Source organism: Salinimicrobium sediminilitoris, from assembly GCF_020866905.1.
GTDB classification, from domain to species: Bacteria; Bacteroidota; Bacteroidia; order Flavobacteriales; family Flavobacteriaceae; genus Salinimicrobium; species Salinimicrobium sediminilitoris.
In genome coordinates this window covers 444,002-460,127 of the sequence record NZ_JAIVCC010000005.1, presented here as the reverse complement: position 1 = coordinate 460,127, position 16,126 = coordinate 444,002, and the positions used below count along the sequence as shown (strand labels likewise).

The following is a 16,126-nucleotide window of genomic DNA, read 5'->3' as shown; positions in this document are numbered from 1 at the left end:
TATCAAAAAGAAGAGTCCCAAAAATGACATTTTTGAGACTCCTAAATCTAATTTAACCTGAAGGTATCTGTTTTCAGATCTACTGAATTTCCACCTACCATGACCCGGAATTCTCCCGGTTCTGAAGTCCATTTCTTTTCGGCATTGTAGAACTCGAGAAGATCATTAGTGATCTCAAAAGTTATTTCTTTAGTCTCTCCCGGTTGCAGTTCAACAAGTTCGAAACCTTTAAGCTCGATCACTGGTCTTGTAGTGCTCGCAACCAAATCCCGCAAATACAGCTGCACCACTTCTTTTCCGGCTTTATTTCCGGCATTCGTAACTGGTACAGTCACTTTAATAGATCCATCCTGAGTCATTTCATTAGAAGACAATTTTAAATCTCCGTACTTGAAAGTTGTATAACTAAGACCATAACCAAATGGATACAATGCTGTTTTCTCTTCATCTGTATAAGCAGAATAAGTCACATCTGTAGGATTGGTTGGACGGCCAGTCATCTTCTGATTGTAATACAATGGCTCCTGACCAACAGCTCTTGGGAATGAAACCGGAAGTTTTCCTGAAGGATTGTATTTTCCGAAGAGAACATCGGCAATAGCGTTCCCACTTTCTGTACCAAGTTGCCATGCAACTACAATTGCAGGAATGTTCTCTGAAGCCCAGCTTATTTCGAGCGGCCTTCCATTTTGAAGCACAAGAACCACGTTTTTATTAACTGCATAGATCTCCTTCATAAGTTCCTTTTGTACTCCCGCCAGTCCAATATTCACCTGACTTCTTCCTTCCCCACTCTGGAAAGCATCTTCTCCAAGGGCAAGGATCACAAGATCTGCCTTCTTCGCAGCATCTACAGCTGCTTTAAAACCTGACTTGTCTGTAGTATTAATTTCAAGCGGCTTAAGGAAACTTTTTTCCCCAACTCCAAGATCGGCTCCTTTAGCATAGGTCACTTTGACGTTTTTCCCCACAGCATTTCTCACCCCTTCCAGAATGGAAACTGCAGAATTTGCTTCTCCCTGAGCGCGCCAGTTACCAATGGGTGTATTCTTGTCATCGGCAAGAGGCCCAATCACCGCGATATTCTTAACTGAAGAAGAGAGTGGTAAAAGGTTCTTTTCATTTTTAAGAAGGACGATAGATTTTTTAGCCACATCTCTGGCAACTTCTCTATGAGCGGCTTTATCGATTCTACTAATTGCCTGTGGATCTGAATAACGGTAAGGATCCTCAAAAAGGCCAAGTTTGAACTTCACTCTTAAGATCCTTCTCACTGCGTCATTTACCAGCTCCTCATCTACTTTACCTTCTTCAACCAGTTCTACAAGTCCGGTTTCGTAGGCACCACCTTCCATGTCCATATCACTTCCTGCCTTAATGGCAATTTCAGCAGCATGAGTAAGATCTTCAGCAAAACCGTGTTCTCTCATTTCGGCGATTGAAGCCCAATCGGAAACAATGAATCCATCCCAATCCCATTCTCCTTTCAAGATATCCCTTTGAAGGATCCTGTTTCCGGTAGCAGGAGTTCCATCAATATCATTAAAGGCATTCATAAAAGTTGCCACTCCTGCATCTGCAGCAGCTTTAAAGGGAGGTAAAATTGTGTTGTGAAGCTCATTTTCTCCAACGTGTACTGTGTTGTAATCGCGACCGGCTTCAGCAAAACCGTAACCTGCAAAATGCTTCGCAGTTGCTGCAATAGATGCGGGATTTGAAAGATCTTCACTTTGATATCCTCTAACTTTTGCTTCAGCAACGCGGGAAGTGAGGTAAGGGTCCTCCCCGGCTCCTTCCATAATACGGCCCCAACGTGCATCGCGGGAAATATCGATCATAGGTGCAAAGGTCCAGTTCACCCCATCGGCTGCTGCTTCAAGAGCAGAGATTCGTGCTGTTTCCTCCATAGCCTCAAGATCCCAACTGGCGGTTTCGCCAAGAGGTACGGGAAACATGGTTTTATATCCATGGATCACATCATAACCAAACATAAGAGGGATCTTGATGCGGGAATTTTCCATCACCAGCTTTTGTGCTTCGCGGGTGGCATCAACTGAAAGAACATTGAGCATAGAGCCTACGAGTCCTTTTTTAAGCTGTTCCTTGCGATACTGGTTTTGATCTCCGGTTGCCGGGCCTGTGAGATCCCAGGTGCCGCTATACTGCACCATTTGACCCACTTTTTCTTCAAGGGTCATAAGTGAAAGTACAGAATCAACTTTTGCTTCTACGTTCTTAACTGAACTTTTGATTTCAGCATCCTGTGCCGTGGCTGTAAAGGCCGGAAAAAGGCAAGCCAGGAGTAATATTCGCTTTTTCATATTTTGTTTATTTGGTAATAGGGATTAAAAATATTTTTAGTTGGTCACCTCAAGCCCGGTCTTGAGTTCGTCCACCATTAGCTCAAAATCTCCCGGCTCTACCAGCGATTCTCCTTTTGGAGTGACGTAGGCAAGATCATTTGCGTTAAGGGTGAAGGTGACGGTTTTTGTTTCACCAGGTTCAAGAGAGATCTTTTCAAACCTCCTCAATCTTTTTACATCGGGTGTACTTTGGCTGGCATAAAGATCTGAAGTGTATAGCTCCACAACTTCCTTTCCTGCTCTTTTTCCGGTATTGGTAACTTTTACTTCTACAGTGACGCTTCCGGTGGTATTGATCTCGTTCTTATCCAACTTAAGATCTGAATATTCAAATGTGGTATAGCTTAACCCGTCTCCAAAGAAGAACTGCGGATTGTAATCGGCTTCATAGTTATAAACTCCTTCAGCCTTGGCTTGTTCTTCAGAAGGTTTGTGAATGTAAGGTATCAGTGCGTTTGGATAACGAGGATAGTTATACGGCAGTTTTCCGGAAGGATTGACATCTCCAAAGAGAACATCTGCCAGTGCATCTCCTCCAAAGTTTCCGGGGAGGTAAGTTTGTACGATGGCTTCCATTTCTCTTTCGAATTTACTGATAATCCGGGGGCGCCCTTCGTTAAGGACAAGAATCACGGGGGTACCGGTCTTTGCAAGTTCTCTGGCTAATTCCGTTTGATGGTCAGACAGGTAGAGATCATTAAGATCCCCCGGCTTTTCAGTATAAGTATTTTCACCTACAGCAAGGATCACGTAATCTACGTTCTTAGCTTCGGAAATAGCTTTCTCAAAATTCACTTTTTCCTCCTCATAATATTTGCCTCCTTCAACATAAGATACGCCCGGAACAAAAGTCACGTTCTGCTCTCCAATCTCATTCTGAATCGCTTCCAGGATTGTGTTATAGGATTCCGCAAACTCAGGTGTTTTCTCTCCCTGCCATGAATAGGTCCAGGCCCCGTTAAGCGTACGCATTGAATTAGCATTCGGACCTGTTACGAGCACTTTCACATTTTTCTCAAGCGGAAGTATGTTTTCCTCATTTTTAAGCAGCGTGATAGATTCCGCAGCCATATCATAGGAAGCCTGTTCAAACTCTTTGCTTCCGAACTTTGGATAGTTCTTGTAATGCGTTACAGGAGTTTCAAAAAGGTTAAGAGCAAGCTTAACTTTAAGGATCCTTCTCACGGCATCATCAATTCTCGACTCCTCAACCTCACCCGACTTTACCAGATCCACCAGGTTATCTACAAACACCTCATATTGATAAGGCACCATTGACATATCGATTCCGGCATTTATAGCCATTTTTATGGCCTCGCGATCAGATTCAGCTACACGGTCGCGACGATGCAGATTTTCAATATCGGCCCAATCGGTCACCACCAATCCTTCAAAACCTAATTCTTCCTTAAGAAGAGAGGTAAGCAGATCATAATTGGCATGTACAGGAACTCCATTTATAATCCCGGAGTTCACCATAATCGTATGTGCACCTGCATCTACTGCAGCCTTAAAGGGAGGCAGATGGTATTCTCTAAGAGCATCTTCAGGGATGTACGACGGAGTTCTGTCTTTACCCGAAGTTACAGCATGGTAGCCGAGGAAATGTTTCAATGTTGAAGCAACATGCTCAGGATGGCCAATGTTGTTGTTCTTGCCTTCATAACCATCTATCATCGCTACTCCCAGAATAGATGCCAAATATGGATCTTCTCCAAAAGATTCCCACATTCTTGAGAAACGCGGATCCATTCCCAAATCCAGTACCGGAGAAAAATTCCACGGAATTCCGCTGGCACGTGTTTCATAAGCCGTGATCTCAGCCCCGCGTTGGACAAGCTCAGGATTACGACTTGCAGCCTGCCCTATCTGTTGGGGGAACATAGTAGCCCCGGCGGTGTAAGTTGCGCCGTGGATCATATCCACTCCATATACTATAGGAATTCCCAACCTGGTTTCAGCTTTGTTGATATCCTGAAGTTCCTTTATCACCTCATACCACTTCTCTTTTGGAAGGGCGCGGTTATTTGCGGTGTTTAGGAAAGAACCCACGTGGTATTCAGAAACTGCTTTTTTGACGAGGTCCCGGTCCAGAGAAAAAGGCTCATAGCTGGTAAAGCGGTCGTCACCTTTCCCAATAACATCAAGGGTTACCTGGGTCATTTGTCCAACTTTTTCCTCAAGGGTCATTTTAGACAAAAGCTCATCTACCTTAGTCTCAATTTCTGCCTTTGATGGCGCAGTTATCTTATCCTGGGCCTTTACGCCACAGCCGGTAGTTAGTAAAATTCCAAATCCTAAAACTATGTGTGTAATTTTCATTTGTTGTTCATTTTTCAGAAATGTCCAAAAATTTATTCCTGACGGTTTATTTTTATCTTTTCCAGCTTGAAGCCCCCGTCTACGACTAGAACTTTCAGCCTGTTTTGTCCTTTTTGAAGGGACATGTCTTTTATAGCTGTTTCAATCCATTTTCCGGCGCTGTCGGGAACAACAAAAGCCGGATATCTCTTTCCGTTGATCTCAACGGCAGCTTTTCCGGGAGCATCGGCAGCAGTTTTGAAAGAGAGCTCAAAATTGCCATTTTTGGATACCTGGAAAGTGTACTGTAGCCACTCTTCAGCTTCCATGTCACCTACGTAGACGTCATCATATTGGGTTCTGGGCTCCTTTGGATATATATCAACTCCATCGTTGCGATAGATGCGGCCATTGTTCCAGCTTTGCCTTTCTCCGCCCGTTGAGATATAATAGTTGGCTGCAACATTATCGTGGTAGGCTATTCCCAGCTCTCCCATATCATAATTGGCAGCTTTAAGAACTGCCTCATCTTGGAGCGTAATCTTCTCAAAAGGAATGGCTTTTTCTGAATGCGGCTGTCTAATCATCGCATCCACGACTCCTTTATGAAAATAATTATTTTCGAGTTTAGTGTTTTCGGCGAGTTGCATTAAGGCCGCATAAGCTTCTTCTTCGGAAGGCTTTTCAGCTTCTCCTCTCCAGTAATCGAGAATTTGTTGATATCCCGGATTTACCAGCACTTCAAGGGGATTATTAAATCCTAATTTTTTGAGAGGCCACCAGGCCCATCCGATATTGTTTTCCTCCATCAGCCTTATGGCATCTGTAAACCAGACATTGGAATTTTCTCCGGTTTCCCCGAGCCACACAGGAGTGTTGTATTTTTCCCTGAAGTCAAGGAATTGCTGAATGGAACCGGTGTCGTTGTAGTTCCAGTATTTGTGAAAACTAATCACCATGTTATCATCCCACGGCGGAAGGATCCCGTTGTAATTATTCCCCCAACCATTACCTTCAATGATGACAATATGGTTATTGTCTACTTCTCTAATAGCTCGTGTTATGTCAACTAAAAGCTTTTTAAGAGGTGCATTTAAAGTATCCTGAATTCCATGTTTATGTTTCCCTTCTTCAAAGGTCCAGTTAGGCTCATTGATGATATCATAGGCTCCAATCCAAGGTTCATCCTTGTATCTTTCTGCCAGTTTCTTCCACAATGCCACCAACTTTTGTTGATTTGCTTCGCTTTCCCAAAGAGAAGGTTTGGAAGGGTCCCTGTCCGAAATATTTACATCATGCCCCTGTCCTCCCGGAGCAGCATGCATGTCCAGAATAAGGTACATTTCATTCGCCTCTGCCCAGCTCAAGAGGGAGTCGGTCATTTGAAATCCTTTTTCCAGCCATGTATTCTCACCTTTCACCGGCTCGTCTTCTATCGGAAGGGTGTAAAGATTGTAATGCATAGGAAGGCGGACCGAATTGAAGCCCCAGCTCTTCATGGAATCTATATCTATCTTTCGGGTGTGGTTTTGCAGCCAGGCCTCGTAGAACTCTTCAGTTTTCTCCTGTCCTATCAATTCTTCAATATGCTCCCTTATCACATACTGTTGTCCTGAAAATGGCACTTTTAGCATATATCCTTCCTGCAGCATGTGACCTCCCAGGCCTATTCCTCTTAGAAGTAAATTTTCGCCATTACTGTCTACAATCTTTTGATTACGGGTGTGAAGAAATTCCGAAGATTTCGTTCCTTGTGAGAATCCTGCAAGAGAAATTGCAAGAAAGGCAGAAAGTATGAATTTTTTCATTGCTGTAGTTTTTAGTCCCGGTCACTCCCACACATAAGTACCTACCGCACCCGGATTAAGGGAACTGGTGATCCACTCCCCCTTAAATTCTATATTAAAAGGTTGAGAGCTGTTGCCATTATTAAGTACAATGAGCACTTTGTCTCCTGATGGTGTCCTGAAAGCAACGTTGTACAGATCACCAATAATATTACTGGAAATGCGCACGGAGCCGGGAGAAACAAATTTCGAGGCATGTGCTATGATATAAAAACCAACATTTTCGGTATAGGAAGAGCTACTGCTTATTGTTACTGCTCCTTTACAGGTGGTGCAACCTCCATCGGTATGTGGGCCATAATTAGCATTATTAGCAAGATTCCATTCCAGCGCAGTTTTACTCCAGTTTCTCATAGATCCTATGATCACATTCCGCAAATGCCATTTTAAATCACCTCCAAATTCACCTTGTGAAGAAGTGTATTGTTCGGTGAAGTAAATATCCTTATTTGGATAAGCATCATGTACTGTAGACAATGCTGAAATATCACCTCCATACAAATGAAAAGCTGAACCTGCAACATACTGTCTGGCATCAGGATCATTGAGAACAGAAATAGGATAATCGGGATTATCTGCATTATGATCATAAATGATGATCTTTGTTTCTATTCCGGCATTTTCGAAGGCAGGTCCCAATGCATTTTTAATAAAATCTGCTTGTTCTGATGCCGTCATATGCATGCTGGGATTATTCCCCGCATGTAAAGGTTCATTTTGAGGCGTAAGGGCATGTATAGGTATACCCAGTTTCTTCATTTCCTGAATGTATTTTACCAAATAATCTGCATAGACATCATAATATTCTGGCTGGAGATTTCCTCCAATAGTACTGTCGTTGTCCTTCATCCAAACAGGTGGGGACCAGGGTGTGGCCATTATACCTAAATCGGGATTAATCTTCAGGATCTCCTGTAAGAGTGGGATAACATTATCCATATTGGGTTCCAGACTAAAATCTGAAAGATCTTCATCTGTTTGGCCCTCAGGAAGGTCATTATATGTGAAAGCAGAGGCATCAAGATCTGAGGCACCTACGCTAATGCGCAAATAGCTAATTCCAATTCCGTCTTCATTACTCCCAAATAGTTTTTGGAGCAATTCCTGTTTTTTACTGTTGTTGAGGGAGTTGATGACATCTGCACTACCTCCAGTTAAGGTGAAACCAAAACCTTCAACAGTTTGATAAGTTTCTATCGTACTTATCTCGATAGAAGGATAAGTATTATTTAATGTTCCAAAAGCAAGAAGTCCTGTTTGCTTTTTAAATTTTTGGGATTGATCTCCGGTGGTAAGGTAGAAATCCACCTCATTTTCCACCTGTGGAGGTTGAGGAGGTGCCGGTGGATCTGTTTCACTATCACCGCTACAACCAACGCAGATGAAGAGCAAAAGTAAAGTTGTTATTAACCCTTTCATTATTTTCTTTTTTTACCCTTTTGTGAGGAAAAATTTCTATTGATATACTCTTACATAATCTATTTCCATGGTACTGGAAACAAAACCGGGATCTATTGTACCACCTAAAGTGCCTCCTACAGCTATATTTAATATTAGGAATTGATTAGAATCAAAAGGCCAGGTACTTGGATTCTTAGTTGTTGGATTGTAGGTGTAATGCACCTTACCATCAACCGAAAAAACCAGTTTCTCGGGAGTCCACTCCAGACCATAGACATGAAATTCTGTAGTAGCATTCTGTACTGATGTAGTAGCTTTATTTTGGGTGTTCCCGTAGCTCGAAGGTGTGTGGATAGCACTAATCACCGTATTAGGATTATTGCCTACATGTTCCATAATGTCAATCTCCCCGCAAGCAGGCCAGCTAACAGAGGTAATATTTGAGCCTAAAGTCCAAATAGCAGGCCAGGTACCTCCGCCCTGAGGCAATTTTGCTCTTACCTCAACTTTACCATACCTAAAATTAAATTTACCCTGTGTTTTCATACGAGTGGATGTATAGGAAGCACCCTCGTAATTTTCCTTTTTGGCAGTTATCTTCAGTATGCCATTGTTTACTTCGACGTTTTCAGGTCGGTTTGTATAAAACTGAGATTCACTATTACCCCAGCCATTATCGCCCCTGCCAATATCATAGGTCCACTTGGTTGCATCGGGTGCGCCACTGTAATCGAATTCTTCAGAAAAGATCATACTTTGAGTAACAAAAATGGTCACTGTTTCTCCTTTAGAGATAAACTCACTCCCATTGTAAGCAGAAACAAATAACTGGTAGGTATTAGTTCCGCTTCCTACATAAGTGTAGGAAAGTTTATTTGAAGTAGTTTCTAACACCTCACCATTACCAAAATTGACTTTATAGGATTTGGCATATTTTGCTGAAAAAGAGACATTGATCTCTCCACTGCCATCTCCGTTTGGATTGGAAGCAGAACTACCAACAATTTCCACCTCAACCGTAAGATCAGAAAGCTTCGAGGTGTCATTTTCATTGGGGTCAGAACTGCTGCAGCTCATTGGAATAATCCAAAAAATTAGGCAAAAGAATGGCCCGAGCTTCAAAAATAGCTTTCGATAATTCATTTTTAAAGTATAAAGTTGATGATGCAAACCTGGTAAATTTCCGGAGGATATTAATTTCCTCCGGAAATCTTCAGGTTTCTTCGGCAATTATTCAGCCGGCACTTCTTCCGCCGGAACAAGCTTCATATACCAGGCATTGCCTACCTCAGTACCCTGAACTCTTAGATACAAGTAATCTGGTGTGATCTCAAGAATTTCATATTCTTTCTGTACTGCTCCATAACCAATGAAGGTCTGAGTCCCCACAAGATTGATACTTGTTTGGGTTGAAGGTGTCGAAGCATCTAGGCCTGTTGTTGAAGGACCAAAAGTTAATTCGGAGGTACCGCCATCATAACTGTCATAACAAGCTTCCTCTCCTGAATCTGGAATATTGGGAAGTGTAGTAAGATCACCGGTCTTGGTAAAAGCCCCTTCTGGCGCATCTACAGATAAAGTAAAGCTGTTTTCACTTTGCTGAGTAAAGGTATAGGTTGCAGAATATAAACAGTCTGCAGATCCAACTTTCTCCTCTACTCCGGCAGCCCACCATTCGGGAACAACTGAACCTGTCCATGGTCCCACTCCCAGATGGCCTGTTACAGATTTATCTACCACCCACGTCTTGGCACCATCACCTTCTTCTTCCATATAATCTCCACCTGTTAAGGCGGTGATGATTTCAGGGTCTGGATTATACACGCTATTTACTGTAAGTTCACGGGTAACGAACGTAGTAGTTCCACCACGACCGTAGGCAATTATGGAAATAGTATATGTGTTTACTCCAGGTAGAGTAAATCTTTTATAAGCCTGACCTTTAAAAGGCACAAAATTTGGATCTGTAGTGGTGCCATAGTCGATTTCATAGGTCATGGCATTATCTGCGGTTACTGTTAAGACAACCTCCCCCGATCCTCCTCCGTAAGGATTTTCGTCATCTGCTCCTACAATATCTGCATGAAGTTCAATGTTTGACGGTGCTGCAAGATCACCAAATTCATAATCTGTGTCTGAACAACCCAGAATTAAAAGGCTGGCAAAAATCAGACTTATTCCCTTTATTAATTTCGTTTTCATATTAGTCGTTTGTTAGCGTTATATTGTCCATGAAGATAACTTCCTGCTGTCCTTCGGCTGAGTCATTAAACCTGAACACCATCTGGGTAAACATGGCATCATCTGGAATAGACTCCATGTCGCTAAAGTCAAAGGTTAGCAATTCCCATTCTCCCGAAGTAGTAATTGGTGTTTTAACTACAGCTCCATAAGGATTTGCTTCACTTGCTCCAATGGCCCACTCAAGTTCCATATTAAACATTTTTCCAATGTTAGCAGGGTCTGGATTATAGACCATCATGGTAATCACCTGACCTTGCCCGAAATCAATAGGAATGTTTAATGGGCTATAGGTACCGCTCCATGGAGCATGTCCATTAGTGTATTTGCCAACGGTAGTACTGGTATTATTTCCTGAAGGATCTGGATTTTCGACTACTTCAAAAGCTTGTTGTCCCCAATCGTCAAAAGTACCAAAGAATGCCACTCCCGGTCTTTCAAAGGTAATAGGCAATCCGAATAGTTCCTTAGTCTCCTCAGTAGTCGCAGCACCTCCGCTTAGTGCAACCACACGAAGAGTGTAAGGTCCTCCATTTGCAGGGTAAGTATGAGGTGGTAATTCCTCATCAATAGCAAGAGGAGTACCTTCTTCATTTTCTACATCTCCATAATAAACAAGGAAAGATTCAGCATAATCTGCACTTGCCGAAACTCTCATGTTACCGGCGGTATTAATGACCACGTTTTCCGGTGCACGATATGTCATGGTCAAAGGAAATTCAGCAGTAACTTCTTCTCCAGCAAGGTTCTTTGCCACAACATTAACTGTATATGAACCTTCCTCGTAAGAATGAGTAGTACTTTCTCCCGGATTTAAAGTAACAGATTCGTCCATTTCAGAATTATCTCCATAAACTACGGTGTATTTTACTACACCTTCTCCGGTAGGTGTAATTGTTACGTTTCCTGAGTTATCATTTGTAATATCGAAGATTGCATCGATATTCTCAGTGTTAACTGTATTTAAGAACGACGTATCCTCATCCAGACCGCTTGAATCGCTACATCCCATTGCAAAAACCAGCAAGAGGAGCATCCCAAAACTTATTTTTTTACTTTTCATATTTTCTGTTTAATAACCTTAATAAAATCATCTTTATCTATTGATAAGCAGGATCCTGCTCCAGTAAAGTATTGGTAAGATCCAGCAGCGGGATAGGAAGTTTATCGTGCTTTTCTCTAACATATCCCTTAAATTCAAGATATGTTGGGGCCAAGCCAGCTCTTTGTAAGTCAAACCAGCGATGTCCTTCTCCTGCCAATTCAAGACGTCTCTCCCGAAGAATATTATCAAAATTCACAGTTACAGGAGCGTTTCCAGATCTTGTCCTAACTGCATTCAATAAAGCTTGCGCTCTATTCATATCACCACCTCCTCTTACAAGGGCCTCTGCCTCTAATAGATAAGTGTCGGCCAATCTAATGTCATAGAAGTTCTGAGGCCAGTTTCCTTCATAATTACCGGCACCTGTATGCCTGTCGTCCTGCGTACCGGCGAATTTCTTTAAGAAATATCCAGTACCCTGGTAACTCTCTTCATAAGAAACTACTCCTAAACCTGCGAGACTGTCTATGTTACTTATTGTATGTTTATACCTTTGGTCGTAGGTACCATCTTGAGCAATAAAGGCATCAACCAATCTTTGCGTTGGAACATTAAAGCCCCATCCGGCAATAAAGTCTGGAGCACCACGTCCAGATTCATTTATGGAATATCCCCTAGGTGCCGACATTTGATTTAAGAAGTTACCCTCGGTACATCCAATGCAACCCCAGTCACCCCAGTTTGAAGCCGAAGTGTGAACAACCTCGAATATGGATTCGGAATTAAATTGATTTTCATTTTCAAAAAGGTCCCCAAAGTTATCCAGAAGACGATAGCCGTACTGGCTGGTTTCTCCCGGGGTTCCATTAACATCTTGAAATTGTTCTGCTGCCTGACCAAATTTTTCCTGATTCAAATAAACTTTTCCAAGTAATGCTTTAGCAGCACCTTGAGTCGCCCTTCCGGCTTCAGTAGCAAGGTCTAATGAGGTAGGAAGATTAGGAATAGCTTCCATTAAATCCTGTTCAATCTGTGCATAAACTGCTGCTCTTTCAACTTGCTGAGCATTATTTATTTCATCAGCGCCTAATGGCTTGGTAAATAAAGGAACTTCGTAGAATAACCTAATCAAGTCGAAATAGTAATACGCCCTTAGAAATTTCATTTCGGCCACATATCTTTCTTTCAACTGTTCATCCATATTAGTATCTGGCAATTTAGAAAGCAACACGTTGGCTCTGTATACACCCGAAAAACCTTTTCTCCAAAGTTCCTCCTGAGGTCCTACAGCTGGATCAACAGTATAATTTGACCAGGCTTGAATTGCTGGAACATCTTGTGAATTTCCTCCTCCTGCATAAAAATCGTCGGAAGCCACATTTAAGGCAAATTCTTTTGCTACATAATTTCCACCTATCCATCCCACAGGATCATATGCGGCAACCAGACCTGCATATGCCTCTTGTTGATTTCTATAGTAGTTTGCTTCCAAACTGGTTCCACGAGGTTCCACCTCCAGATATTCATCACTACAAGAAATCAAAACGACTGCTGAAAAAAAGGCAAGTACTGTAAGTTTAATTTTTGTTCTCATAATATTATAATTAATTTTTCTTTTTCAATTAAAAGCCAATAGATGCTCCAAGCATATAGGATCTGGCCTGAGGATAAATACCCCTGTCTATACTAAGTACTCCGCCTCCAATTTCAGGATCATATCCCGTATAATCTGTAAGGGTTAAAAGATTTTCACTCATCACATACACTCTTACCTTCTCAAATCCTATTGAAGATAATGTATTTTCAGGAAGGGAGTAACCTAACTGAGCTGTTTTGATTCTAAAATAATCTCCATCTTCCAGGTAGAAATCTGATGGATTAGAATAGTTGTTGTTAGGATCGGCATCTGTCATTCTTGGATAACTATTTGACGTTCCGGGACCGGTCCATCTTTGTAAAGCCTTAGCAGGATAATTTGCATTTGCTATATCCAGCCTTCTAAGTCCCTGGTAAATTTGGTTTCCACCTGCTCCCTGTCCAAAAATGGTAATATCAAAATTCTTATAATAAGCATTTAAAGTTATACCAAAAGACCAGTCGGGAGTTGGATCGCCAATAAAGACCCTATCCTCCTCTGTAATAGTTCCATCCCCATTGGAATCTTGCCACTTAAAATCACCGGGTACTGCGCTAGGTTGAATCAAACCTCCTCCTTCATTACGATAATTATCTACTTCCTCGGGGGTTTGAAAAATCCCAAGAGTTTTAAAACCAAAGAAGGAATTTACTGCCTGTCCAACGGCCGTTCTGGTAATAGGGTAAGTACTGGCCTGGAAAGGTACCCCTCCATCAAGAAACTCAACTCCCTCACCTAGGAAAGTAACCTCATTCTTTAAGAATGAAGCATTCCCGTTTATGGAAAAACCGAAATCATCCATATATTTTTTGTATCCAAGATTTATCTCTACCCCGGTGTTTTCCATATCACCCACGTTGCTTGCCGGGTTGCCAATAACTCCTGCATAAGCTGCAACTCTAGGATAAAGTAAAATGTCAGTGGTGATTTTTTTATACCAATCTACCTCCAAAGAAAAGCCTTTAAAGAATCTTGATTCAAACCCAATGTTCAACTGACTGGTCTCTTCCCATTTAAGATCTGGGTTAGCAGGAGCGTTAGGGCTGTATCCCACATCGTAACGGGTAGTTTGATCACCAAACGCATAATTTCTTCCAGAACCAATTGTAGAAAGGAATGTAAGGTCACCCACGTTGTCATTACCTACTATACCATAACTACCTCTTAACTTGAAGAAATTCACCGGATTATCAGGTCCCCAAAAATCTTCTCTTGAAGCCACCCATCCTACGGAAGCGGAAGGAAAAACCCCATACTTATTATTTGCACCAAAACGAGAGGAACCATCTCGCCTTACGACTCCGCTAAAAAGATATCTTTCTGCATAATTGTAATTAACCCTTGCAAAAAGTGAAGAAACCTTATGGGGTACATTTTCATATCCTCCGGCACTAATATCTTCTTCTGGAACATTAAAGTTTAAAGAGGCATCGTCAAAATTATCAACGGGAATACCAAATTTGGTAACTGAAGTTCCTTTGGCTTCATTTTCTTTATATGCACCCTGTCCTAAAAGGACTGTAAAGTTATGCTCTCCAATCACATCGGAGTAGGAAACTGTGTTTTCAACGTTGTAATCAAGCTTATCATTATAACTACGGGAAAAAGATGTTTCTGCAGTACTTGTCGAAGTATTTAAAAAACTTACTGGAGTAAAACCCTCACCTCCCCAATAGGAATATTTTGCACCTATGTTTGACCTAAACACAAGACCTTCAACTGGTTCAGCTTCTACGAAGGCATTTCCCACAATATTGTCACCAAACCCATAATTTCCTAAACGTGTTTGTATATATGCAAGCGGATTTACCATTTCCTGTCCCACATAGTCTGAAATTCCGTAAGGATTTCCGTTTGCGTCTCTCATAAGGGGAAGATCCTGGTTGTATGGATATTGGCCTAATCTCACTGGATCTGTAACAACAAGTGGGGTAAGAGGATCAAGGTTTAGAGCAGAACTTAAAGGACCTCCATACTCACTATTAGTATTTCCTAAACCAATACTTTTTTCTCTCGAAAAACCAACATTTTCACCAAAGGTTAACCACGGAGTGATCTTATGAGTAGAATTGATTCGAAGGTTAGTCCTTTCGAAATTTGAAATATCTGTTGCTACGATACCTTCTTCGTCTAAATAGCCAAAAGAAAGATAAAATGTAGAAGTTTCATTACCCCCACTTATACTAAGTTCATGGTTTTGGCGTATAGCAGAGTCATTAAAAATTGCATCCTGCCAATCTGTTCCTTCACCGTAGATACTTAGGTCGGGGAAAAGAATAGGGCCACCATCATTTACGCTGGCTTCATTTCTCAAACCGGCATATTGGGTAGCATTTACCAGGTCAACTCTCGAATCAGGTTCAGAGACTCCAAAATAAGTGTTATAGTTCACCTTTATTCTACCTTCTTTTCCAGATTTGGTAGTAATTAGGATCACCCCACTCGCAGCCCTTGCTCCATATATAGCCTGGGAAGCAGCATCTTTTAAAACTTCAATAGACGCAATGTCAGATTGATTTAAATAACCAATACCACCGTTGTCCACAACAACCCCGTCGACAATCCAAAGAGGATTATTGTTATTTAGGGTGGTAATTCCTCGAACCCTAATGGTTGAACCAGATCCAGGCTGTCCACTCGAAGAGGCTACTGTCAAACCGGAAGTACGACCCTGTAGGGCGTCTCCAACATTATTAATTGGTAGCGTTTCTAAATCTGAAGCATTCACGCTAGAAATTGCTCCTGTTACCACACTTCTTTTCTGAGTACCATAACCTACTACCACAACTTCATCTAGAGCAGCAGCACTGGGCGTAAGAGTAATCTTTAAATCTTGTTTGTCTCCTACCACAGTTTCGATAGTTTCAAAACCTACATAGGAGAAAACGAGTACATCCAACGGAGAGGCGGTAATTGCAAATCTTCCATCGAAATCTGTAAGGGTTCCTGTTGTAGTACCTTTGATTATAACATTGGCACCCGGTAAAGGCAAACCTTTGTCATCTACTACGGTACCTGCTACTTCTTGCGTTTGAGCCATCGCTGAACCCAGAACGAACAAAAATAACATCACTAAATAATTCTTAATTTTCATTGACTGTTGAATTTAGTTGTTGGTGCATTTAATTTTAAAATTTACTTTTTGCCGTAGTGCACTTTGAAAAATCGAAATCGATTTCGATTGTCGAAAATGCATTTCAGCCATTCCATACGTTGTTAAAATTATGTTACCAATATATTAAGTAATGTAACAGACAATATAAAAATCACCTTTACAAAAAACCTACATAAG

Annotated in this window: 9 protein-coding genes; all 9 read right to left on the bottom strand. The window is 41.6% G+C overall.

The window, feature by feature from the left end; genetic code table 11:
• Positions 1 to 47: 47 nt before the first annotated feature.
• Positions 48 to 2,321: a beta-glucosidase BglX gene (bglX, locus tag LA313_RS07190; protein ID WP_228913999.1), complete on the bottom strand. Its 2,274-nt coding sequence runs from the start codon at positions 2,319 to 2,321 to the stop codon at positions 48 to 50.
• A gap of 36 nt (positions 2,322 to 2,357) precedes the next feature.
• On the bottom strand, positions 2,358 to 4,685 hold the full coding sequence (locus LA313_RS07185) for a glycoside hydrolase family 3 N-terminal domain-containing protein (protein ID WP_228913998.1): 2,328 nt from the start codon (positions 4,683 to 4,685) through the stop codon (positions 2,358 to 2,360).
• Between the two features lie 32 nt (positions 4,686 to 4,717).
• Positions 4,718 to 6,472, bottom strand: coding sequence for a cellulase family glycosylhydrolase (locus LA313_RS07180; protein WP_228913997.1), 1,755 nt, complete (start codon positions 6,470 to 6,472; stop codon positions 4,718 to 4,720).
• A gap of 21 nt (positions 6,473 to 6,493) precedes the next feature.
• Positions 6,494 to 7,930, bottom strand: coding sequence for a glycoside hydrolase family 30 protein (locus LA313_RS07175; protein WP_228913996.1), 1,437 nt, complete (start codon positions 7,928 to 7,930; stop codon positions 6,494 to 6,496).
• Positions 7,931 to 7,966: 36 nt separating this feature from the next.
• Entirely contained in the window at positions 7,967 to 8,989 is a 1,023-nt protein-coding gene (locus tag LA313_RS07170; protein WP_228913995.1) for a glycoside hydrolase family 16 protein, read from the bottom strand.
• A gap of 153 nt (positions 8,990 to 9,142) precedes the next feature.
• Positions 9,143 to 10,114, bottom strand: coding sequence for a hypothetical protein (locus tag LA313_RS07165; RefSeq protein ID WP_228913994.1), 972 nt, complete (start codon positions 10,112 to 10,114; stop codon positions 9,143 to 9,145).
• 1 nt (position 10,115) lies between these two features.
• The gene (locus LA313_RS07160) at positions 10,116 to 11,216 is read right to left on the bottom strand and encodes a hypothetical protein (RefSeq protein WP_228913993.1); all 1,101 of its coding nucleotides are present in this window, start codon (positions 11,214 to 11,216) and stop codon (positions 10,116 to 10,118) included.
• Between the two features lie 37 nt (positions 11,217 to 11,253).
• Positions 11,254 to 12,792, bottom strand: coding sequence for a RagB/SusD family nutrient uptake outer membrane protein (locus tag LA313_RS07155; protein ID WP_228913992.1), 1,539 nt, complete (start codon positions 12,790 to 12,792; stop codon positions 11,254 to 11,256).
• A gap of 28 nt (positions 12,793 to 12,820) precedes the next feature.
• Positions 12,821 to 15,928 (bottom strand): SusC/RagA family TonB-linked outer membrane protein, encoded by a 3,108-nt coding sequence (locus tag LA313_RS07150; RefSeq protein WP_228913991.1) that lies wholly within the window; start codon positions 15,926 to 15,928, stop codon positions 12,821 to 12,823.
• Between the last annotated feature and the right edge of the window lie 198 nt (positions 15,929 to 16,126).

Bases quoted from the DNA above. Each gene is read 5' to 3' on its own strand.
- bglX (WP_228913999.1), bottom strand. From the start codon at position 2,321: ATGAAAAAGCGAATATTACTCCTGGCTTGCCTTTTTCCGGCCTTTACA.
- LA313_RS07160 (WP_228913993.1), bottom strand. From the start codon at position 11,216: ATGAAAAGTAAAAAAATAAGTTTTGGGATGCTCCTCTTGCTGGTTTTT.
- LA313_RS07155 (WP_228913992.1), bottom strand. From the start codon at position 12,792: ATGAGAACAAAAATTAAACTTACAGTACTTGCCTTTTTTTCAGCAGTC.
- LA313_RS07150 (WP_228913991.1), bottom strand. From the start codon at position 15,928: ATGAAAATTAAGAATTATTTAGTGATGTTATTTTTGTTCGTTCTGGGT.
- LA313_RS07165 (WP_228913994.1), bottom strand. From the start codon at position 10,114: ATGAAAACGAAATTAATAAAGGGAATAAGTCTGATTTTTGCCAGCCTT.
- LA313_RS07170 (WP_228913995.1), bottom strand. From the start codon at position 8,989: ATGAGCTGCAGCAGTTCTGACCCCAATGAAAATGACACCTCGAAGCTT.
- LA313_RS07175 (WP_228913996.1), bottom strand. From the start codon at position 7,930: ATGAAAGGGTTAATAACAACTTTACTTTTGCTCTTCATCTGCGTTGGT.
- LA313_RS07180 (WP_228913997.1), bottom strand. From the start codon at position 6,472: ATGAAAAAATTCATACTTTCTGCCTTTCTTGCAATTTCTCTTGCAGGA.
- LA313_RS07185 (WP_228913998.1), bottom strand. From the start codon at position 4,685: ATGAAAATTACACACATAGTTTTAGGATTTGGAATTTTACTAACTACC.